General features: G+C 67.5%; 22 protein-coding genes. 8 read left to right on the forward strand and 14 right to left on the reverse strand.

The genetic code is table 11. The annotated features are described in order from the left end of the window. Positions 1-364: 364 nt before the first annotated feature. Positions 365-853, forward strand: a complete 489-nt coding sequence (locus ACFWUP_RS29555) for a MarR family winged helix-turn-helix transcriptional regulator (RefSeq protein WP_379239256.1) — start codon at positions 365-367, stop codon at positions 851-853. Between the two features lie 70 nt (positions 854-923). Here ACFWUP_RS29555 and ACFWUP_RS29560 read toward each other — a convergent pair whose 3' ends face one another. Both ACFWUP_RS29560 and ACFWUP_RS29565 read right to left on the reverse strand, forming a co-directional pair. Beyond that, complete coding sequence (locus ACFWUP_RS29560; protein ID WP_379239257.1) at positions 924-1,328, reverse strand: hypothetical protein; 405 nt, start codon at positions 1,326-1,328, stop codon at positions 924-926. A gap of 78 nt (positions 1,329-1,406) precedes the next feature. After that, a complete protein-coding gene (locus ACFWUP_RS29565; RefSeq protein WP_379239258.1) occupies positions 1,407-2,906 on the reverse strand; it encodes a flavin-containing monooxygenase in 1,500 nt (499 codons plus the stop codon). Between the two features lie 90 nt (positions 2,907-2,996). Here ACFWUP_RS29565 and ACFWUP_RS29570 point away from each other — a divergent pair, with 90 nt between their 5' ends. The 3 genes from ACFWUP_RS29570 to ACFWUP_RS29580 all read left to right on the forward strand — a co-directional run bounded on the left by ACFWUP_RS29570 (position 2,997) and on the right by ACFWUP_RS29580 (position 6,174). Next, positions 2,997-3,551 carry a YdcF family protein gene (locus ACFWUP_RS29570; protein ID WP_379239259.1) on the forward strand — a complete coding sequence of 185 codons (555 nt, stop codon included), beginning with the start codon at positions 2,997-2,999 and terminating at the stop codon, positions 3,549-3,551. 70 nt (positions 3,552-3,621) lie between these two features. Then, a complete protein-coding gene (locus ACFWUP_RS29575; protein ID WP_379239260.1) occupies positions 3,622-5,250 on the forward strand; it encodes a GMC oxidoreductase in 1,629 nt (542 codons plus the stop codon). A 261-nt stretch (positions 5,251-5,511) separates the two neighbouring features. Continuing rightward, complete coding sequence (locus ACFWUP_RS29580; protein WP_379239298.1) at positions 5,512-6,174, forward strand: VIT family protein; 663 nt, start codon at positions 5,512-5,514, stop codon at positions 6,172-6,174. 125 nt (positions 6,175-6,299) lie between these two features. On the opposite strand, the gene ACFWUP_RS29585 is transcribed toward ACFWUP_RS29580, so the two are convergent. The 11 genes from ACFWUP_RS29585 to ACFWUP_RS29635 form a co-directional block, all read right to left on the reverse strand. Further along, positions 6,300-7,871, reverse strand: coding sequence for a Na+/H+ antiporter (locus tag ACFWUP_RS29585; RefSeq protein ID WP_379239261.1), 1,572 nt, complete (start codon positions 7,869-7,871; stop codon positions 6,300-6,302). Positions 7,872-7,949: 78 nt separating this feature from the next. Continuing rightward, the gene (locus tag ACFWUP_RS29590; protein WP_379239262.1) at positions 7,950-8,567 is read right to left on the reverse strand and encodes a hypothetical protein; all 618 of its coding nucleotides are present in this window, start codon (positions 8,565-8,567) and stop codon (positions 7,950-7,952) included. 131 nt (positions 8,568-8,698) lie between these two features. Then, positions 8,699-9,652, reverse strand: a complete 954-nt coding sequence (locus ACFWUP_RS29595; protein WP_379239263.1) for an MlaD family protein — start codon at positions 9,650-9,652, stop codon at positions 8,699-8,701. After that, positions 9,649-10,701, reverse strand: coding sequence for an MlaD family protein (locus ACFWUP_RS29600; RefSeq protein WP_379239264.1), 1,053 nt, complete (start codon positions 10,699-10,701; stop codon positions 9,649-9,651). The genes ACFWUP_RS29595 and ACFWUP_RS29600 overlap by 4 nt, the downstream gene beginning before the upstream one ends. Further along, the gene (locus ACFWUP_RS29605; RefSeq protein ID WP_379239265.1) at positions 10,698-11,795 is read right to left on the reverse strand and encodes an MlaD family protein; all 1,098 of its coding nucleotides are present in this window, start codon (positions 11,793-11,795) and stop codon (positions 10,698-10,700) included. The genes ACFWUP_RS29600 and ACFWUP_RS29605 overlap by 4 nt, the downstream gene beginning before the upstream one ends. Further along, positions 11,795-12,811, reverse strand: a complete 1,017-nt coding sequence (locus ACFWUP_RS29610; protein ID WP_379239266.1) for an MlaD family protein — start codon at positions 12,809-12,811, stop codon at positions 11,795-11,797. The genes ACFWUP_RS29605 and ACFWUP_RS29610 overlap by 1 nt, the downstream gene beginning before the upstream one ends. Then, positions 12,799-13,803, reverse strand: coding sequence for an MlaD family protein (locus ACFWUP_RS29615; protein ID WP_379239267.1), 1,005 nt, complete (start codon positions 13,801-13,803; stop codon positions 12,799-12,801). The genes ACFWUP_RS29610 and ACFWUP_RS29615 overlap by 13 nt, the downstream gene beginning before the upstream one ends. Further along, positions 13,800-14,834 carry an MlaD family protein gene (locus ACFWUP_RS29620; protein WP_379239268.1) on the reverse strand — a complete coding sequence of 345 codons (1,035 nt, stop codon included), beginning with the start codon at positions 14,832-14,834 and terminating at the stop codon, positions 13,800-13,802. Before ACFWUP_RS29620 ends, ACFWUP_RS29615 begins: the two co-directional genes overlap by 4 nt. A 4-nt stretch (positions 14,835-14,838) precedes the next feature. After that, complete coding sequence (locus tag ACFWUP_RS29625; RefSeq protein ID WP_379239269.1) at positions 14,839-15,699, reverse strand: MlaE family ABC transporter permease; 861 nt, start codon at positions 15,697-15,699, stop codon at positions 14,839-14,841. Then, positions 15,699-16,544, reverse strand: coding sequence for an MlaE family ABC transporter permease (locus ACFWUP_RS29630; RefSeq protein WP_379239270.1), 846 nt, complete (start codon positions 16,542-16,544; stop codon positions 15,699-15,701). Before ACFWUP_RS29630 ends, ACFWUP_RS29625 begins: the two co-directional genes overlap by 1 nt. 198 nt (positions 16,545-16,742) lie before the next feature. Next, positions 16,743-17,834, reverse strand: a complete 1,092-nt coding sequence (locus tag ACFWUP_RS29635; RefSeq protein ID WP_379239271.1) for a calcium:proton antiporter — start codon at positions 17,832-17,834, stop codon at positions 16,743-16,745. A gap of 102 nt (positions 17,835-17,936) precedes the next feature. Between ACFWUP_RS29635 and ACFWUP_RS29640 the strand changes: the two genes are divergently transcribed. From ACFWUP_RS29640 to ACFWUP_RS29655, 4 genes are all read left to right on the forward strand, one after another. Beyond that, positions 17,937-18,587 carry a phosphate uptake regulator PhoU gene (locus tag ACFWUP_RS29640; RefSeq protein WP_379239272.1) on the forward strand — a complete coding sequence of 217 codons (651 nt, stop codon included), beginning with the start codon at positions 17,937-17,939 and terminating at the stop codon, positions 18,585-18,587. 197 nt (positions 18,588-18,784) lie between these two features. After that, complete coding sequence (locus ACFWUP_RS29645; protein ID WP_379239273.1) at positions 18,785-19,570, forward strand: HNH endonuclease family protein; 786 nt, start codon at positions 18,785-18,787, stop codon at positions 19,568-19,570. 35 nt (positions 19,571-19,605) lie between these two features. Further along, positions 19,606-19,830, forward strand: coding sequence for a hypothetical protein (locus tag ACFWUP_RS29650; protein ID WP_379239274.1), 225 nt, complete (start codon positions 19,606-19,608; stop codon positions 19,828-19,830). Between the two features lie 26 nt (positions 19,831-19,856). Further along, complete coding sequence (locus ACFWUP_RS29655; RefSeq protein ID WP_379239275.1) at positions 19,857-20,540, forward strand: phosphatase PAP2 family protein; 684 nt, start codon at positions 19,857-19,859, stop codon at positions 20,538-20,540. Between the two features lie 27 nt (positions 20,541-20,567). On the opposite strand, the gene ACFWUP_RS29660 is transcribed toward ACFWUP_RS29655, so the two are convergent. Then, entirely contained in the window at positions 20,568-21,536 is a 969-nt protein-coding gene (locus ACFWUP_RS29660; protein ID WP_379239276.1) for an FAD-dependent monooxygenase, read from the reverse strand. Positions 21,537-21,617 lie beyond the last annotated feature (81 nt).

The raw sequence follows: 21,617 nt of genomic DNA on the forward strand, positions 1-21,617 counted from the left end.
CTACCTCGTGTCTCGAACCGCTGGGCGGCTGAGTCGGTGTCCGTGTCGCTCTGACTCGAATAAAGTTACGTGCCGACCAACACGAAGTCAAATCGCCTGGAGAATCCGGCGTTTTCCCAGGTCACGAAGGCCACTCTGCTGCGAGATGAGCGCACGCACGCGCTGGCGATCATCGCGATCAGCACCGCGGATCACCCGGCGACCGGACGGCAACTGATCATTCGTCCAGCGCGCGGACGTCCTTCAACCTGTCGACGACCTGGTGACATGACGCGTCCACCGTAGACACGGACCACCCTCCGATATACAGTTTCCCCTCGTTCAGCAATTTCATAGCTACCACATGGGTGGAAGGTAGGCCGAGGTGACGGAGGATCTCGACTCGGTCGAGCGTCGCGCCTGGAGCGCGGTGGTCACCCTCTCGATGCGTGTACCGAGCGCGCTCGATTCCCGGCTGCAGCGCGAGTTCGGGCTGACGCACTTCGAGTACCGGGTCCTGGCATTACTCCACGACGCACCGGAGCGCCGGATGCGGTTGAGCATGCTCGCAGCGCGCGGGCACGGGTCGATTTCCCGTCTCTCCCATGTGGTTTCGAAGCTGGAACGGGTGGGCTGGGCGCGCCGCGAGGCGGCGGAGTCGGGGCGCGGGATCGACGCGGTGCTCACCGAGAGCGGGCAGGCCAAGGTGGTGGCGGCGACGCCGGACTATCTCGTCGCGGTACGCAAGTTGGTGCTCGACGGACTCGACGAGCCGCAAAAGGCCGAGCTCGCGGTCCTGGGGGAACGGCTCTCACGGCATCTGGTCCGCACGCTCGGCGACGCTGATGACGGCCGGTCGGCGCTCGACAGTTGAACTCGGCGACGTCAGGGCAAACGAACAGCGCCGCCTCGATGATCGGGGCGGCGCTGTCGCGTAGGTCCGGTCAGGTGTTGCTCGGGCGCCAGGTGGCCACCGCCCAGATCACCACGATGTCGACGGCGATGATCAGGATCGACCACCACGGGTAGTACGGCAGCCACAGGAAATTGGCGATGATCGAGAGCGCCGCGATCACCATCGCCAACACCCGACCCCAGGTCTGACCAGCTATCAGACCGATCGCGATGATCACTGCGACCGCGCCGAGGATGATGTGCCACCAGCCCCAGCTGGTGAGGTCGAACTGGTAGGTGTACTCCGGCCCGACGACGATGAGATCGTCGTTGGCGACCGCGGAGATTCCCTGGAAAATCTGCAGGACACCGACCACGGCCAACAAGATGCCGGCGCCGATGGAGGTTCCTGCCGCGATTCCGTCGCGCAGCTGGTGCTGATTCGAGTCTGTCATCGCTGGGCCTTCCGTCAGGTCAACGCCACGTGCCACCACGGCACACGCCAACCGTAGGAACCCGACAGGCCGCGCACCTCACCCGTTGCGGGTGAATTCCCTGACCTGGCGCGGCACCGGACGCAGGGTTTTGCCGAGGTCGGTGCGCAGGGTGATCAGGGCGTCAAGGAGGTAGTTCTGCCTGACGCGCCACGGATGACGGTTGCCCTGGCGAGGGAACGCGGCGATCGAGCGCAGGACATAGCCCGCGTTGAGATCGAGCAGTGGGCGTTCGGTGAGCGCGCCCTTGGGTTCGGGGACGACCGCGGCGCTGCCGGTGCGGTCGAGGTGGGTGAGGACCTTGCAGACCAGGCGGGAAGTCAGGTCGGCGCGCAGGGTCCACGACGCGTTGGTGTAGCCGACGCAGATGGCGAAGTTGGGCAGGCCGGTGAGCATGGCGCCCTGCCAGACGAACTGGTCGGCCAAGGGCACGGGGGTGCCGTCGACCGAGGGGGCGATGCCGCCGAAGGCCAGCAGGCGCAGGCCCGTGGCCGTGACCACGATGTCGGCGGGCAAGGTCTCCCCCGATACCAGGCGGATTCCCGCCGGGACGAAAGTGTCGATGTGGTCGGTGACCACCGAGGCCTTGCCCTTCTTCATCGCCTTGAAGAAGTCGGCGTCGGGGGCGGCGCACAGGCGCTGGTCCCACGGGTCGTAATCGGGCGTGAAGTGTTCGGCGACGAGTTTGTCGTCTTTGAGGATACGGGTGGTGAGGTCGGTGAGCAGCTTGCGCGCGGCGGCGGGGCGACGGCGGCAGAACTGGTAGAAACCGATGTTGAACAGGATGTTCTTGGTTCGGATCAGCCGGTGCGCCAGACCCGCGGGCAGCAACTTGCGGAGCTTGTCGGCCTGCTTGTCGCGGCCGGGGACGGGGCTGATCCAGGTGGGGCTGCGCTGCAGCATGGTGACGTGGGCGGCGTCGGCGGCGAGGTTGGGCACCAGGGTGACGGCGGTGGCGCCGCTGCCGATCACGACGATCCGCTTGTCGCGGGTGTCGAGGTCGGCGGGCCAGAACTGCGGGTGCACGACGGTGCCCGCGAAGTCGTCGCGGCCTGCGAATTCGGGGGCGTGCGGCTGCTGGTAGTCGTAGTAGCCGGCGCAGGCGTAGAGGAAACCGCAGGTCAGGGTGCTCAGTTCAGGGCCGTCGGGGCCCTCGTGTGCGATGGTGAGCTGCCAGTGCGCCTGCGCCGATGACCAATCCGCGCCGATCACCCGGGAACCGAAGCGGATGCGGCGGTCGATGCCGTTCTCCTGCGCGGTCTCGCGGATGTAGTCCAGGATCGCGGAACCGTCGGCGATGGAGCGGGCCGCGCGCCACGGCTTGAAGGGGTAGCCGAGAGTGAACATGTCCGAATCCGAGCGGATGCCCGGGTAGCGGAACAGGTCCCAGGTGCCGCCGAGGTCGTCGCGCGCCTCGAGAACGGCGTAGCTGCGGTGCGGGTGCTCGGTCTGCAGCCGGTACGCGGCCCCGATGCCGGACAATCCGGCGCCGACGATGACAACATCGAGGTGTTCGGGGGCAACGGCGAAGTCGGTCATGGAGTCCAGTGTGCCTGGCGGGGACCCTGGCTCCAAGGGTCTGGTTGTCCGTCACGAGGTCGCTGTCCGGATTTCGGTATCGTCGACGTCGTGTCGATCTTTCGGCGTGCGGGATGGTTGCTCGTCGGCGCACTGGTCACCGTGCTCGCTGCCGCCATCGCGGGCTGGCCGGTCTTCGTGCACCCGCAGGTCGACCCGTTGCGGCCCGCCGATGTGATCGTGGTGCTCGGCGGCACCGCCTACGAACGATTCGACGTCGGCATCGAACTCGCCGAGCGCGGGCTCGCCCCCGAGGTGCTGATCTCGCAGTCCACCGGGTCCGACGATCCGATGATGGACAAGTACTGCGGCGGCCGATTCGCCTTTCGGGTCTCGTGTTTCGTGCCCGACCCGTGGACCACCGACGGTGAGGCGCGCGAAATCGTCCGGCGCGCCGGGATTTACGGGTGGCGCCACATCATCGTGGTCACCTTCACCCCGCATGTGTCACGCGCCAGGTACATCGTGGGCAAGTGCTACGACGGCGAGATCACCATGGTCGCCAGTCCTTCGGACTCGGGGCTCGAATTCTGGTCGTGGATGTATGTGCGCCAATCCGCCGGGTACGTCAGAGCTTTCGTCAATCAGCATTGCGAGACCGACTGACACACGGTGGTCGGAGCTCTTACAGTGAGACCAGCAGTGTCCGGGGGCCGCGCTGGTGAGAGGACCACCGATGCTCGTGGAGGATCTGCGCACCGTCGGTGACGATGCGTTGCGCACCCAGATCTGCGTCATCGGATCGGGCCCCGCAGGTCTGACGGTGGCCACCGAATTAGCCGCCGCCGGACTGCGGGTTCTGGTGCTCGAGAGCGGTGGCCTCGAAATCGACTCGGACGAACCGGCTTTCACCGCGATCGAGAGCATCGGCGCACCGCGCGCGGAACCCGATCGGCTCGCCGGAAACCGGGTGCTCGGTGGGAGTTCGCACACCTGGGCCGGTCGCTGCGGTGTGCTCGACGATCTCGACTTCGCGAATCGGCCATGGGTCACGCGGTCCGGCTGGCCGATCGACACGGGTACGCTGCGGCCGTTTGCCGAGCGTGCGGCCGCGCATGCCGGGCTCGGGCACGGCACCGGCTTCACCGACGAGGAGTTCTGGCCGCTGTCGGGACGGCAGGCACCGGCCGACGCGCTGGACACCGCCTCGTTACGGCCCTACTTCTGGCAGATCAGTCGCGATCCGGCCAACCGGTTCGACTGCAAGCGGTGGGGTCCGCACGTGCGTGACATCGTCGCGCCGACCGCACGGGTGCTGGTGAACGCGACGGTGACCCATATCGACACCGATGCGACTGGCGCGCACGTGAATTCGGTCGAGGTGACCGGTGCCGGCGGGCGGGTGCGCACTGTCGAGGCGCGGATGTTCGTGCTGGCCGGGGGTGGGATCTCGACGCCGCGGTTGCTGCTGGCCTCGCGGCGGATCGTCGCCGGTGGGATCGGTAATCGGTACGACCAGGTCGGGCGGTATCTGATGGATCATCGCTGCGGGGTGGTCGCGACGCTGCGGCCCGCCGATGCCGGAGCGGCGCTGGACCGGTTCGGTAGGTACGTGGTCAAGAGCGCGCGGGGGCGACACACTTTTCTGCACGGGATGGCGCTGTCGCCCGCGCTACAGCGGCGCGAATCGCTGGTGAACTGTGCGCTGTGGTTGCAGGAGGTCCCTGCTGAGGACGATCCGTGGGACTCGGTGAAGCGTCTGTTGCGCGGGCGGGCGCGGTGGCGGGACGTGCGAATCATGATGTCGGACACCGGACTTCTGCTCGAGGGTACGCGGCGTCGGTTGGTCGACGGTGTCGGGATACCGCATCGGCTGGCCGGTGTCGAGGTGCGGGCGATGGTGGAGCAGGCGCCTGACGCCGACAGCCGCGTGCGGCTTTCGAGCAGGACCGATCCGGTGGGAATGCCACTGCCGCAGGTGGATTGGCGGATCAGCGAGCAGGAGGATCGGACCGTGCGGCGGGCGACGGGGTTGCTCGTCGGCGAGTTCGCCCGGCTCGGGTTGCCGACGCCGCAGGTGGTTCCCGCCGTGATGCCCGGTAGCACCGATCCCCTGCCGCTCGCCGACTGGGCGCATCCCAGTGGGACGACGCGGATGTCGGCCGATCCGCGGCACGGGGTGGTCGACCAGCACTGCCGGGTGCACGGGGTGGACAACCTGTACATCGCGGGTAGTTCGGTGTTTCCGACGAACGGGCACGTCAATCCGACGCTCACCCTGATCGCGCTCGCGGTGCGCCTGGCCGACACCCTGCGCGCGGCGCTACCCGCGACCGCCGATCCGTCGGCAGCCCGACTGCACTGAGGAAGTGCCAACCCCGGCCGGGTGGTCAACTCGCCATCAGGGGATCGGCAGGTTCCAGTTGAACTCCAGCGGTGGTCGCTCGGCTCGGCCGGGGCTGAGGACATCCATGCGGACCGGCGGTGCCGATGATCCGCCGGATGGGCGGACTAGGCTTGGCGGGTGCCGGATTCGACCGCAGATAACAGTCGTTCGAGTGAGGACGAGGGTGCGCCTCAGGCAGGGCATCCGCACGAGCCGCATGCCGAAGGGCTTTCGAGCCGGTTGAATTGGTTGCGGGCGGGGGTGCTCGGGGCGAACGACGGCATCGTCTCCACCGCGGGGCTGGTGGTGGGTGTCGCCGCGACGACGAACAATGCTCAGACGATTCTCACCGCGGGGATCGCGGGGCTGGTCGCGGGGGCGGTGTCGATGGCCGCGGGCGAATACGTGTCGGTGAGTACGCAGCGCGATTCGGAGAAGGCGTTGCTCGCCAAGGAGCGGCGCGAGCTCGCCGAGGAACCCGACACGGAACTGGCCGAACTGGCCGGGATCTACGAGAAGAAGGGGCTCAGCCCGGCCACCGCGCGCACGGTGGCCACCGAACTCACCGCCCACGACGCGTTCACCGCGCACGCGGAAGCCGAACTCGGCATCGACCCGCGCGCCCTCACCAATCCGTGGGCGGCCGCGATCTCCTCGGCGATCTCGTTCACCTGCGGCGCCCTCTTGCCGCTACTGGCAATCGTGCTGCCGCCCACCGCATGGCGGGTGCCGGTGACCTTCGCCGCCGTGCTCATCGCCCTCGCGCTCACCGGCTCGGTGAGCGCACGCCTCGGCGGCGGCAACCGAGGGCGCGCGGTGCTACGAGTCGTGATCGGCGGCGCCCTGGCAATGGCGATCACCTACGGAATCGGCGCACTCACCGACTCCATGACAAGCGGCTGAACTCCCCAAAGAGGGGTCTGCTCCCGAACAGGCAAACCCCGAAATGAATGCGCCTACCAAATAAACCGCCTACCAAATAAACAAGGTCAGTCCCCGAACCCGTATACCAATCGGCAATGCCCAACTCAGTGCATGGGTCCGAGGTCCAGGCGGCGGGTGACGCGGTCGACCACGTCCGGGGGCATGCCAGGTTCGCGGCGGGCGGCTTGGGCTTCGCGGCGGCCTGCTTCGGTGACGGCGCCGCGGACCGCACGCATCTGTGAGGCCAGTTTGCGTTCCTTCTCCAGGGTGGCTTTCGCATCGGCGCCTGCCGCTTCGGGGTCGGCCTTGGCGGACATGCGGCGCAGGATGCCCTTGAGGTCCTCGTAGACGTCTTCGGGGAGATTGTCGCGGGCGGCGATCGCCTTGAGTTCGGACAGTTCGGCGTTCACGACCCTGGTCCAGAGTGCCTGTTCGACGGCGCGTTCCTGGCGGGTGTCGGCGTGGACGCCGGTGAGCCGGACGACCAGCGGCAGCGTCGGCCCCTGGACGAGCAGGGTGAACAGCACAACCGCGAAGGCGATGAACAGGATTTCCGAGCGGGCCGGGAAGTCGGCACCGGTGTCGAGGGTGAAGGGCACGGCCAGTGCCAGCGCCACCGTCGCGACCCCGCGCATGCCCGCCCACCAGGTGACGATCACCTCGCGCCAGGTGAACGGCTCGTCGGTGTTGGGTAGTTTGCTGCTGATCGCCCAGGTGGCCATCAGCCAGACCAGGCGCAATCCCACGACGACCGCGATCACCGCGACGGTGACCCCGGCCAGCGCGGGCCAGTTGTGCCCGGTGGTTTCGATGACCACCCGCAGTTCGAGGCCGATCAGGGCGAAGGCGAAACCGGTGATCAGCATTTCGGTGATGTCCCAGAACGAATCCGCGACCAGGCGATAATCCCGGTCGCCGATCTCGGTCACGGCGTCGGTGAGATAGAGCGCGCAGACCAGCACTGCCAGCACCGCCGAACCCTCCCAGTGTTCGGCGATGCCGTACGCGGCGAAGGGCAGCAGCAGGCTCAGGGCGACCTGGCCGGTGGCGGTGTCGAGGCGCTTGGTGAGGGTGCTGCCGAGCCAGCCGAGGACCAGGCCGACGACGAGCCCGACCACCGCGGCGATCGCGAAGTCGGCGAGCGCGTGCCACGGACTGAACAGACCGGTGACGACCGCCTGGATACCGACGGTGTAGATGACGATCGCGGTGACGTCGTTGAACAGACCCTCGCCGCCCAGGGTGACGATCAGCCGGCGTGGCAGGCCGAGGCGGCCCGCCATCGAGGTGGCCGCGACCGGGTCGGGCGGTGCCACCAGGGCGCCGAGCACCACACCCGCGGCGATGGCGGTGGCGGGATTCCAGGCGTGGAAGACCGCGGCGACCGCGATGGCGGTGACGATCACCAGCCCGACCGCGCGCAACGCGATGATCTGCCAGTTCTCCGCGAACTGCCGCCACGAGGTGCGGCGGGCGGCGGCGTAGAGCAGCGGCGGCAGGACCAGCGGCAGGATCAGGTCGGGCGGGATGTTCAGGCTCGGGACGGCCGGGATGAAGGCGAGCAGGCAGCCGAACAGGGTCATCAGGATCGACGGCGCGAGACCGATGCGCGCACCGAGAGGCTCGGCGAGCACGGCCGCGAGCAGGATCACCAGAGTCAGCACCAACTGGTCCATAGCTGACCAGTGTCACCGACATCGCCCGTGCGAAGGCACCGACCCGCCGCCGGTCAGTGGGCGGAGATCACCTCGGCGTCAGGGCCGGACGGCTGCCGCGGGTGGGAGCAGGATCGGCGGGAGCGGGAACGGGAGTTGCAGGACCGGCGGGGGTGGGGGTGGCGGTGGCGGGGCCGGTTCGGGTTCGAAGACCGGGGGTGGTTCAGGTGGGGGCGGCGGCTCGTAAGCCGGGGGCTCGTAAGCCGGCGGGGGCGGAGGCTCGAATACGGGCGGCGGCGCGGGTGCGTCGACGGGGGCCGGTTCGGGAGCCGGTTCAGGCACGGGGGGTGGCGGCGCGGGAGCGGGGGGCAGGGCGTCGGGAGTGGTCACCGTGCATTGCCATTTGCCGTCGTCGTGAACCCGCCAGTGGGCGGTGATGCCGCCTGCCGAACAATTTCCGCCGATCCGCCTGGCCGGCCACGGGGGCGCGAAGTTCGCGGCCTGGTCGGCGGCTTCCTGATCGGATCCGGCGATCGGGAGACCGTTGGCGTCGGAGCCCATCGGGTTCACCGACGGGTTGTCGTCACCCTGGTCGGCGCGCAGCACCAGGCCGAGCGCGACCACCAGCGCGAGCAACGCGGCGAGTACCGCCGCGATCGCGACCGTCCGAGTACTGCTGCGGGCCCGCGTGTCGGGGCCCTCGCTGTTCTCTGCCATCGCACCGCCTTCGCCGCGGATCAAGGTCTCCCCCGTCCAGCAGGCTACCGCATGGTTGCTCGCTGACCACCCGACTAAGCCAGACAATCACTGGCCAGGGCAAATACCTATATGCGATGGTTGCCAGATGTTTACTTGATCGCGACCCGCACCTTCACGGCATCGGCGTCGGTGTTGTGCAGCGCCTGGGCGATGAGCGTGCTCAGGTCCAGCTGCGGAGCGGCGGCGGTCACCGATTCGGTGAGCGGTCGCAGCCCGGGCAGCAGGGCCGAGAGCTCGGGGCCGAGCTCGTTCAACTTGGCGGTGAGCTGCTCTAGCAACGGCACAAGACCGTCTTCGCGCAGGTACATCTGCGGATCGCCCTCGGTGGCCCGGCCGACCGATTCGACGAACTGATCGATCACCTGGCTCAACCGGATGAACGCGGGCGCGGCAGCGGAGGTGGCCGGACCCGCCCAGCCGATATTGCCGGAGACGTGTTCGAGGTTGTTCTGCAGCTCGCCGATCGCCGGGGCGCGGCTCATCAGCGCCGCGGCGAGCAGATCGCCCGCCCGTGCCAGCTCGGGGACCACGTTCTCGGTGCCGACCATCGCGGTGCCGAGCGTGTCGACCAGCGTGCCGACGACGGCGGGGTCGAGCTGCTCGACGGTCTTGGTGACCAGCCGCGCGACCTCGGGGATCGACATCGGCGTTCGCACGTTCTCCCCGGACAGGCGCTGGCCGTCGGTGACGAAGGGACCGTTGGCGTCGCGCGGCACGAACTGCACGTACGGCTCGCCGAGCGAGGACAGGTGCTCGATGGTGACGACGCTGCTCATCGGCACCTTGTGATCGGCGCCGAACCGGAAACCGACCTGCACGCGGCCGCTCGCCGAGGTGTCGACCTCGGTGACCTCGCCGATCTCGATACCGGTGAGCAGAATCGGCGAACCGACGCTCAGGCCACCGGAATTCGCGATCTCGATCGTGGCCGCGGTGAAGTCGGCGAACGGGTCGACGCGCACCACCCCGAAGGTCAGGTAGGTCGCGCCGAGCGCGGTGATGGCGGCGATGCCGCCGAGGGAGGCCAGTGCACCGATCTTCATCGCACCATTCCGATCATCCGCAGCGCGGTGACGATCTGCGCCAGCTGGTCTTCTTCGGATACCTGGACACCGGTGACGTTCACCTTCGGGCCCTGCTCGACGAAGGGAATGATCTTGTCGCGCAACAGGGCCGTGAGCAGCGCCATGTTCGTGGCGGAGCGCAGGTCGGCCGAACCGCCGGTGGCCAGCGGAACGAACGCGGTCGCGGCGGCGTCACCGGAGCTCGCGATCGGGGCCAGCCAGGTGAGCGAGGAGCCGACCGGGCCGAGCGCGTGGAAGATCTTCATGGTGTCGGCGATCGATTCCTGGGTGCCCGTCAGCGCGGCGACGGCCTCGGGGGTGAGGATGTTCGTCAGCGCCGCTTCGGTGTCGTCGTGCAGGATCGTCGCGTTGCGGGACAGGCCGTTCACCAGCAGGTCGACCTGGTCCAGATTCGCGGCCAGGTTGGCGGCGTCGGCCCCCATCACCGCGGAGATACGCGCGGTTTCCTTCGGATCCTGTGGCATCACCGAGTTGATCCGGCCGAGCATCTCCTGCAGCTGGCCGATCGCCCCGCCCTGGACGAACAGGGCCATGGTGGCCATCGTGTCCTCCAGTTGCACAGGCGGTTTCGTGCGTTCGATCGGGATGGTGTCGCCGTCGCGCAGCAGGTCGCCGAAGCCGTCCTTCGGGGTGGTGAGCGAGAGGTGGATGTCGCCGAGGATGGTGTCCTGGCGCAGTTCCGCGATGGACTTCGCCGGCAACTGCACGGTGTCGAGGATGTCGGCATCGACGATGACGTAACCGCCGCGACCGGCGGGAGCGTCGGCGGGCTGGACGACGCGCACACTGTCGACGATGCCGATCTCGGCACCGTTGGCGATCACCTTCGACTTCGAGGGCAGGTTCAGCGCGCTGCTGAACTCGATCTGCACGCGGTAGGTCGACCCGCTCACCGTCGAGCCGGGCACCGGCACTTCAGCGGGGTCGAAACCACAGCCGCTCACCGCGAGTCCGGCCGCGACAACTAGCGCGATCACACTGCGCTGCAATGTCTTTCGGGTGTTCATCGAGCACCTGCCATTCCCAGCACAACTTGCACCAGATTCACATCGGCCAGTCCCTGCGCCGGGTCGGGGCACTGCCCCGGGATCAGCGCGTTCACCGCGGTGCACACCTGATCGGCCTCGCCCGCGGGCAGTGCGACCTTCGGCGGCGCGTAGGTGATCGCGGTGCCGCCCGCGGGATCGGTGGCACTGCGGAAGGCCGAGGCGAGTGCGGGCATCTTGGCCACGATCTCGCTGAGCGATCCGACGTTGGCGCGCAACAACTTCACCAGCGGGACCGTGTCGTCTAACGCGCCGATCAGCGGGTCGCCGAGGATGATGACGACGTCGTTGAGCATCGGCAGTAGGTCACCGAGACCCTCGAACAGCGAGGTGGCGGGGCCGAGCAGATCGTCGGAGGACGTGTTGAGCAGCGGCGCCAGCCGGACCAGCATCGTCTCGAGGTCACCCCAGTTGGCGGCGACCCGGTTCGACACCGAGGCGAACGCGTCGAAAAGGCTTGCCAGATGGCCGATGTCGGCGTCGGGCTTGTTCATCGCCGAACCGAGCTTGTGGATGAGTTCGTTGACCGTCGGGCCGGTGCCCTCGGTCGCGCGGTTGATCGAAGCCAAGCCGTCGGACAGTGCGCTGGGCTCACCCGCGGTGCCGCCGGAGAGCTCGTCGGACAGGCTCGCCAGCGCGGTGAGTGTTTCGGTGATGCTCTTGGGCGTCAGCGTTTTGGTGATGCAGCCACCCGCGAGCGGCGGTGCGGTCTCGCCGGTGGTCAGCACGGCCAGATTGCGGTCCGCCGCAACCGAATACGCGACCGTGGTCGCGGAAGCATTGGAGTAGACCGGGAATTCGGCGTCGACGGCGAAATCGACACGCACCTTGGCGCCCTCGTTGCGCACCGAGGTCACCTCGCCGACATCCATGCCGCGCATGGTGACGTGGTTGCCCGGGTAGAGACCGATCGCGTCGGGCATGAGCGCGCAATAGGATTGGGTCTTCTTCAGCGGATCGAAGGCGACGAAGTAGCCGCCGGTCACCAGCGCCACCAGCACCGCCACACCGGCAATCGACATGAACGCCTGGGATCCGAGCAGTCGTTTCAGCATCAGCACGCCTTCCCTGGCAGCGGCACGCACACGCGGGCGCTCGACTGGTCGACCACGACACCGGCTTCTGGAGTCGCCAGCTGCGACAGCTTGGTCTGCAGCTCGGTGACGGTCCCGATGACGGGCTCGAGCTGGCCACCGAGTTCGCGCATCCGCGGCAGGGCGTCGGCCAAGGCCTGCACCTGCGGTTTCAGGGTGGATTCCCAGGTCGGCGCGAGGCCGGCCAGCCGATTGACCACCGAGGTGAGCAACCGGACCGCTTCGGCCAGTTCGGCCTTCTTGGTCAGCAGCAGGTCTTCCAGGAGGTTGACGTTGTCCATCAGCCTGCCCAGATCGGACTTGGCGCCGTCGTACATCGAGACGTACTCGTCGAGGACCGAGATCGACTTCGACACCTGGACTCGCTGACGATCGAGCATGTCGACGTATTTGCCCACGGTGTCCAAGGTGGTGCGCAGCGCCTCCGGCGAGGCCGCGATCGCGGAGTTCGCGGCGGCGAGATTGTTGCGCACAGTGTCGCCGTCGACCGCGGCCAGCGGGGCCGTCGCGTCCTGGAAGGTCTCGATCAGGCTGTAGGGCAGGCGAATTCGATCCGACGGAATCGCCTTGTCCCCCAGCGGCTTCGAGCCCGCCGGGTACAGGGCCACGTAGTGACCGCCGACCACGGTGAGCATGCGGACGTCCAGGGAGGTCTGATCCCCCACGAAGACATCGTTTTTCACGGTGAACTGCATGATCACCTTGTCGGGCTTCAGTTCCAGCGACGTCACGCTGCCGACCGAGATACCCGCCAGCCGGATGTCGTCGCCTTCGCGCACCGACTGCGCTTCGCTGAGTTCGGCGGTGTAGGTGTGCTTGCCGAGCGGCACCACGTAGACCACGGCGGCGCCGATGATGAACAGCACCACCAGGCTCAGGCCGATGATGCCCATCCGCAGTTCGCGGGCGCGTTTGCCCGCCTCGTCGAGGATCGGGCGATCACCGGCGAAGATCTTGGGCAGCTTCAGCGGTTGCATACGGTGACCTTCTGTCCGGCGATCAGCACTTGCAGCGGCGCGGGGACCTCGGCGGCGCCGTTGCTGCAATGCGGTGTGAAGTCGGCGAAACCACGCGCGAGCGAGGCGTCGACCGTGGCCAGCAGACCGGGGAGCTTGCCGAATACCTCGACGGCTTCGCCCGGTTTCGGGAACAGGGCGCGGATCATCGCGTCCACATCGGCGCCGCCGCCCTCCACCAGGCCGAGCGAGCCGAGCAGCCGTTCCACCGGGGCCAGTACCGACGGTGCGGTCATCGCGAACTGGGCGACACCGCCGATATTGCGCTGCATCGCCTCGAAGACGTCGGTGAGCCGAGCCAGCAGCGGCAGCAGATACCCGACGCGGCCGCCGTGGCGGTCGGCCATCTCGGACAGGTTGCGGATCAGCGTGCTGATCACCTGCTGGCGGTCGTCGGCGTAGCTCGCGAGCTGGTCGATCGCGCTCAGCGCCGGGCCCAGCCCCGTGCCGTCGCCCTCGATCACGGCGAGCATGCTCGCGGTGAACTGGTTGATCGCCTCCGGTGACAGCGTCGCGAGCACCGGCTTCAGGCCGCTGAACAGGCTCGTCACGTCGAAGGACGGGACGGTCATGTTCGCGCCGATCCGGGCGCCCGCGGCGATCTGCTTGCCGGGATTCGGTGCCTGCTGCAGGTCGATATACCGCTGGCCGGTGAGGTTCTGGTACCGGATGGCCAGCTTGGAGTTGTCGTAGATCGGGGTGTCGGTCTTGACCGTGATCGCGACCTTGGCCTTGTCGCCTTCGAGCCCGATCTTCTCGATCTTGCCCACCTGCACACCGAACATCCGCACGTCGTTGCCGACTTTGAGGCCGTTGGCGTCAGTGAACAGCACGTCGTGGGCCTGGGTGTCACCGGCGACGGGACGTTTGATCAGGGTGAACACGAACCCGAGGATGGTGATCATCACCAGGGTGAAGACGCCGAGGCGCAGTGCGGTTCCACGAATCTTCATCGCCCACCGGCCTTTCCGAACAGCGGCACCGCGATGCCGGGGACACCGCTGAGCTCGACGTCGAGGTTGAGGGTCGGACCGTTCGGACCGTCGGGCATCGCACCGCGCAGGTTCTGCAGCAGGGCGGTGAGATCGGCGCCCGTCGCGCGCGGGTTCGGCGACATCTGTGCCAGCGCCAGCAGCATCGGGGCGAGCATGTCGGTGGTCTCGGCGAGATGGCCGCCCGCGGTGTTCAGGGTGGTGGTGAGGGCGGGCAGAATGCTGCCGCCGATCACCGCGACGCCGATGTCGTAGCGCTCCTTGTCGACCTGGGTCACCCGGATCTCGCTGAGCTGATCGATCACCTTCATGGTGGCGCTGGCGAACTCGCCGCCGCCGTCGAAGGCGGGGCCGAGCTTGCCGAACAGCTCCGCGGGCATCACGTCCTGGTTGTCGGCGATGGTCTTGGAGACCGTGATCAGCGCCTGGACCAGCGGGGTGAAGGCCTTGAAGTCGGCGGCCAGCTGGGAGATGACGGTCGCCATCTGCGGGCTGGTCACGGTCATGCCGACCTGCGAGAGGCTGCGCAGGATCGCGCTCATCGTCGCGTCGTAGACCCGGTCGCCGTTGCGGCCGGTGAGGTCGAGGACCGCGCCCTCGCGCAGCGGCGAACCGCCCGCGCCACGGCGCAATTCGATCTCGGCGATGCCGAACAGGTTGGTCGGGGCGTAGTCGATCGCGAGGCTGTCGTCGATGCCGACGAGGCGCTGCGACTCGAGCAGCAGCGAGATCTGCTGGGTGCCGCGCTCGCCGGGGGTCACCTCGGCGACCTCGCCGACGGTCACGCCGTCGATGCGCACCTGACTGCCCGCGCTGATGCCGTCACCGAGGTGTTCGGTGTGCAGGGCGATGCGAAGGCCGTCCTCGGTGCGTAGGTTCTGGTAGCCGACTCCTGCGAGCGCAACGACCGCGATGAGGCCGAGGATGATTCCGCCGGTCAGTCGCGCGGTCTTTCGATCGGCCGCGACGCCGGGCATTCCATAGTTAGGCACTAGCTCACCCCGTAAAACTGATCGCCGAGTTGAAGCCCCACAGCGCGATCGAGAGCACCATGTCGATGGCGATGATGGCCACCGAACTGGCACGCACCGCGCGTCCGGAGGCGATGCCGACGCCTTCGGGCCCGCCGGTGGCGAAGAACCCGAAGTAGCTGTGCACCAGGATCACGACCGTGCCGAACACGGCCACCTTGATCACCGCGGCGATCATGTCGAAACCGGAGATGAACTGGAAGAAGTAGTGGTCGTAGACACCGGCCGACTGCCCGTAGACCGACGTGAGCAGCGTGCGGCAGGCGCCGTAGGACAGGATCAGCGCGATCAGGAAGGTCGGCACGATGGCGACCGCGCCGGCGATCACGCGGGTGGTGACCACGAACGGCACCGAGCGAAGACCGAGCGCCTCGATCGCGTCGATCTCCTCGGAGATGCGCATCGAGCCGATCTCGGCGGTGATCCGGCAACCCGCCTGCGCGGCGAAGCCGATGGCCGCCGCGATCGGGGCCAGCTCACGGGTGGTGGCGTAGGCCGAGATCACGCCGGTGACCGGGCCCATGCCGAGCATGTCGAGGGTGACGAAGGATTCGACGCCCACCGAGGCGCCCATCACCAGGCCGAGCACGATCATCATCGGCACGGTGCCGCCGCCGACGATGATCGACCCGCGACCCCAGGTCATGTCGGTGACCGCGCGCAGCGTTTCCTCGCGGTAGCGGCGCAGCGTGAGCGGCACCGAGGACAGCACCTGCCAGACGAACACCGCGACGAAGCCGAGTGATTCACCGGCAGAGACGAATCGTTTGCCGATCCGGGCGGGCTTGCGCAACCAGTGCGCGGGAATGTAGGAGGAGGCAGCCATCACGCCAACTTCGTCGGCAGGAACATGGCGGTGATCTGGCTCGCGAGGAGGTTCACGATCGCGATCGAGACCACCGAGAGCACCACCGCGGCGTTCACCGCGTCGGCGACACCGCGCGGTCCGCCCTTGGCTTCCAGGCCGCGCTGGCAGGAGATGATCACGACCAGGAAGCCGAAGATCACCGCCTTGAGCAGCGAGATCCACACGTCGGCAGAGGTCGCGAAGGAGCCGAAGGTCGACCAGTAGCTGCCCGGGGTCACGCCCTGACCGCCGACGGCGACCGCGTAACCGGCGAGCACGCCGACGAAGATGATCAGCACATTGAGCATCGGCGCCACGATCAGCATGGCGACCATGCGCGGGATGACGAGCCGGTGCACCGGGTTGATGCCCATGGTGTTGAGCGCGTCGATCTCCTCGCGGATGGTGCGCGCGCCGAGGTCAGCCGCGATCGCCGCCGCGCCCGCGCCACCGAGCAGGAAGCCGGTGGCGATGGGCGCGCCCTGTTTGATCACGCCGAGGCCGCCGGTGGCGCCGAGCATGGAGTCGGCGCCGAGGCTGTGGATCAGGTTGCCGACCTGGACCGAGACGATCACGCCGAACGGGATCGCCATCAGGACCGCGGGAATGGCGGTGACCGTGATCAGGCGCCAGGCCTGCACGAGGGTCTCGCGCCACTGGAACTTCCCGCGGGCGGCGTCGGAGAACGAGCCGCCGACCGATTGCTGTGCGAGATCGACCGCACGCCCGAAGGTCCGCAGCGACGACACGACGGTGTCGGTGAAGTTCTTACGGACGATCTGGGTAGCGGAATCCGGCTTCGCGGGGTGCAGATCGGTAGACATCAGGAATGTCTCCGGGCAGCTCGTGAAGCACGGGGATTGGTGATTTTCATACCGCACTCTCTGGCTTCGGCGTCGGTGCCAACTCCAGCAAGCTAACCGGTACTCTGCGTCACAAACAAATTTCGGGTGGGTGACCCTCGTCGCTTTTCCGCGGTTTCCATGACAGATACCCGTGGCGTGTGATCCGCGACACCACAGCTACGGGCTTGCGGCCAGGAACACAAAAGCCGCGAACAACGCCAGGTGAACGCCACTGTGCAGCAAGGTGGCGCGCCCGGGAACGATCGTCAGAGTGCCCACCACCACGGTCAGCGCGAGCAACACCATCTCGATGGCACCCAGACCCAATACCAGCGGACCGCTGAGCCAGATCGTCGCGATCGCGATCACCGGAATGGTCAGGCCGATGCTGGCCATCGCCGAGCCGAGCGCCAGATTCAAACCGATCTGCACCTGATTACGGCGCGCGGCGTTCACCGCGGCGATGGCCTCCGGCAGCAGGACCAGCATCGCGATCACCACACCCACCGCCGAGGGCGGCAGGCCTGCCGCGGCCACGCCCGATTCGAGCGCGGGCGAGACGACCTTGGCCAGGCCGACCACGCAGATCAGGGCGAGCACCAGCATCCCGAGACTGATCAACGCGGCCCGGTTGGACGGGGCGTGACCGTGGACGTCGCTGTCGTCGACCGCGCCGCCGTCCTCCACCGGGAGGAAGTCGTCGGGGTGGCGCACCGTCTGGACCATCACGAACAGCCCGTACAGGGCCAGCGAGGCGACCGCGGCGAAGGCGAGCTGCGCGGGCGAGAACTCAGGGCCCGGCGCGCTGGTGGTGAAGGTGGGCAGCACCAGACTCAGCGTGGCCAGGGTCGCGACGGTGGCCAGGGCGGCGCCGGTGCCTTCGGCGTTGAACACCGCGACCCGCCTGCGCAGCGCGCCGACGAGCAGTACCAGTCCGAAGATGCCGTTGCAGGTGATCATCACCGCGGCGAAGACGGTGTCACGCGCGAGCGAGGCCGCCTTGTCGCCACCGGAGATCATCATAGTGACGATCAACGCCACCTCGATCACGGTCACCGCCACCGCGAGCACCAGCGAACCGTAGGGTTCACCGACCCGATGGGCGACCACCTCGGCGTGATAGACCGCCGACAGCACCGCGCCGACCAAGGCGAAACTCACCAGCACGACGATCAATCCCGGAACCGAACGACCCCAGCTGAGTACGAGTACGAGCGCGGCGAGGATGGGCACGTACAGGGTCCATTTGTTCGTCAACGCGGCAATCATGCCCCCTATCCTTCCAGCTGGACGCTCTTGCACCCGGATCGTTGCCGCCCGATCTCGGCGATGGATTCACTCACACCCGCTCGATGGGGAACAATTCAGCGCGTGCGGACCCAGTTCACCCTCGAGCTCGTCGCTTTGGCCAACGACCTCACCCTGATGTCGCGCGTCGCCCATGACGCGACCGAGCGGGTCACCCAGGCGCTGGCAGGCGCCGACCTCACCACCACCTACGAGGTGTTCGCGCTCGACGAGCAGTTGCAGCTGATGTTCGCCGCCTGCGAATCGCGCACCATGGCACTGCTCGCATTGCAGGCGCCGGTCGCGCGCGATCTTCGCCATGTGGTGACCGCGATCCAGGTCGCCGGTGAGCTGTCGCGAATCGGCCGGCGCACGGAAACCGCTGGGCAGTACGTATATCGGGCTCATCCAGGGGTGGTCGCCCCCGCGCCGGTGATCACCGAACTCGTGTCGATGGGCACCCTCGCGGCCGAGTGTGTGGCGCGGGTGAGCGCGGCGGTGGCCAGCGGACGAGCCGTCGCCGACAACGGCACCGACGTCGAGGCGATGGAGACGCTGTGCAAGCAATTGCGCACCGCGCTCACCGAAGCCGACGTGAGCACCGAGGCCGCGATCGATATGGCGTTGCTGGGCAGTCAATTCCAGCGGTGCGTCGACCACGCCGCGCGTATCGCACGGCTGATTCGCTACCTGGACACCGGGATTCCGCCGGAATCGGGATCACTGCCCGACTGAACGATTGTGATCTCCGCCACGTTTCGTTTGTGTTGCGGCCCCGCAGGTCACCTTCGTCGATAGATGAACGCTATTGAGCCGCAACCGGTTAGGACTGTGCTGTGCGGAACCTCATAGCGGACAATCACTGACGACACCCGGTGCGGCCGTTAGGTTGTGCCGGTTCATTTTTCGACGAAGATCTGGGTGGTACGGGCATGAAGTGGTCCTCGATCAGTGGCTCTCCCGCGGGACGAGCCCTGCTCGCCGTGCTCGGCGCGGTACTCATCGCCGTGGTGGTGACGGTCGCGAATACGTTGTTGGACAAGGTGAGTCCGACCGCGCCCGGTCCGGGTTCGGCGGGGGCGGCGACGGTGTCGGGCAAGGAAGTCGGCGATCTGGTCGCCACCCTCGTGGTCGCCAAGGAAGGCCCGATGACGGGCTACACGCGCGAAAAATTCCCGCACTGGGACACCAACAAGCCCGAACACGGCTTCACCGGCGACCTGGCCCAGTACACGAAATGCACCAGCCGCGAAGTGATGATGCTGCGCGACGCCAACGGCAAGGTCACCCTCGACGCCAAAACCTGCGACCTGAAGGTGGCGGCGGGCGGCGGCTGGCAGGACCACTACGGCTTCATCGACAAGAAGACCGGCCAACTCGGGCCGTACAAGTTCATCACCGATCCGGCCAAGGTCGACGCCGAACACATTGTGGCCCTTGCCGAAGCGTGGCGTTCCGGTGCCGCCGACCGCGACGAGGACACCCGCCGCCGCATCGCCAACGACTCGCTGAACCTGGTCGCCGCCGACCCCTCGGCCAACCGGTCCAAGGGTGATCAGGATCCCGCGAACTACTTGCCGCCCGGTAACTTCCGGTGCGCCTATGTGGAGCACTACGTGAAAGTGAAGGTAAAATACGCGTTGACCGTTGATACCGCCGAGCACACCGCGTTGCGCACCGCAGTCGATGACTGCCTACGCCGAGGAGAGTTCAAATAAGCGAGCCCATCGAGATCACCGCCGAGTGCACCGTCATGACCGAAGAGGAAGGGACGGTGTCAGGGGACCTCGATGTCATGCTCGATGACGCGGGCAAGGGTCTGGTCCGCTATCGCGGCACCGACACCTGGTACACGATCGGCAATATCGACTGCGAACCCCCACGCACGTGGGACTGTGTCGCCGATCTGGTGAAGGCGATCAAGAAGGACGCGGGCACCCGCGACGTCGCCGGGAACACGGTCGTTTTCGAGGCCTGATTTCCGGAGCTGGCAGTCTGGGAGTTATGCCGACTGCCTCTCGACAATCATCGCCCCACGAGGTCGCCTGGTCCGCGCTGTGCCGCCGGACGCCGCACGTGATCGCCCTGATCGCGACCGCGGCGGTGCTGATCACCGTCCTGACCTGGGAGGTCACCAGCGGTGTCACCTGGGCCGATACCCGGGTACTCGACTGGATGATCGCCCACCGTGGCGAACCGCTCACCACCATCGCCACGGTGATCACCGACCTGGGCGACACGCTGTCGATGACGATTCTCGCGACGATCGTCGTCTGCTGGTTCGCGCTGCGGCGCGAGCTGCCGGTCGCCGTCCTGGTAGCCGTCACGTCGCTGGGTGCGGGCGTGTTGGTGTGGGTGATCAAACGGCTCGTCGGCCGGCAGCGTCCGCCCGAGGCGTCCCGGATGGTCTTCGAACCCAGCCTGTCCTATCCGTCGGGGCATACGCTCGGTTCGACGGTGGTGGTCGGCATCGTGGCGATCGTGCTGGTGCCACTCATCCACCGAAAGTGGGCCCGGGTGGCCGTCACCGCTTTCGCGATCGTCTTCCCGGTCGCGGTCGGGTTGTCGCGCATCTACCTCGGCGTGCACTGGACCACCGACGTGCTCGCGGGCTGGATCATCGGGCTGATGTGGTTGGTGCTGTGTGTCACGGCCTTCACGCGCGTGCGGCCCGCTGTCGGACGGTAGCGGCCCCGCCGCCGAGGGCCGCGGTGGTCAGACCGCCTGGACCGGCGCGTCCCAATCGATGCGGTAGCGCCGTTCGGCACCCATGGTCTTCTCCGGATTCATCACCGTTTTGACCATGAGCGGCATCATCGCGTTCATGATCTTGCGGGCGAACGGTCCCGGCGTCTTGCTGTGATTGATCTTCGCCGCACGAGACGCGATGCCTTCCACGCGTGCCCGGCGCAACCGTTCATAGGTCGCGAAGGCCTCGGTGGGTGTAGCGATGTCGCGCAGGCAGCGCGCGAGTTGCACGCCACTTTCGATCGCCAGTGCGGCGCCCTGACCCGAACTGTTGGACGGTGCGTGCACCGAGTCACCCACCAGCACCAGGCGATCGCGATACCAGTGCGGTACCGGCCCCATGATGTGCAGCGCGCCGGTGATCTCGAGATTGTCCGCCGTTGTGCGACGGGCGAATTCGGCGCCGGGAGAGTCGGGGGCGTAGGTCTCGCGCAGGATCTTCAGCCAGTGCTCCGCCGGGATCGCGCGGGCCTGGGTGAGCGAAAAGTATTGCTTGCTGGGCAGATTCGCGCCCCACATCGCGCTGCCGTCGGCGAGTTTCCAGTACAGGTAGTAGGCCTTGGTGCCGAACGCGAACACCATTGTGTCGTCGGGCAGGTCGAGGTCGCAGTCGACCCGTGCGCCGAAGCCGAGCATGCCGGTGTAGTCGGGTCCGGGAGCGGCCGGGTCGATCAAAGTTCTGACGGTGGAACGGATTCCGTCGGCGCCGACGAGGATGTCGGCCGTGGCGGTGGAGCCGTCGGCGAAGTGCGCGGTGACGCCCTCGGGGTGTTCGTCGACGTGGGTCAGCCGTTTGTCGTAGGTGAACGGCACGCCCGCGGCGACCGCGTGATCGTGCAGGGTGCGGTGCAGTTCGCCACGGTCGACAGCCTGCAGGGGCGGCTGATCGGCCAGTTCGGGCAAGACGTGTTCGCGGCCGCCGACGCGCAGGCGCATCTGGGCGACAGGCAGGGCGATCCTGTGGTAGCCAGCCTCGTGGCCGGGTGCGCCTGGTTTCGGGACGGTTTCTCGGGCTCG

Source organism: Nocardia sp. NPDC058658, assembly GCF_042716665.1.
Lineage (GTDB): Bacteria > Actinomycetota > Actinomycetes > Mycobacteriales > Mycobacteriaceae > Nocardia.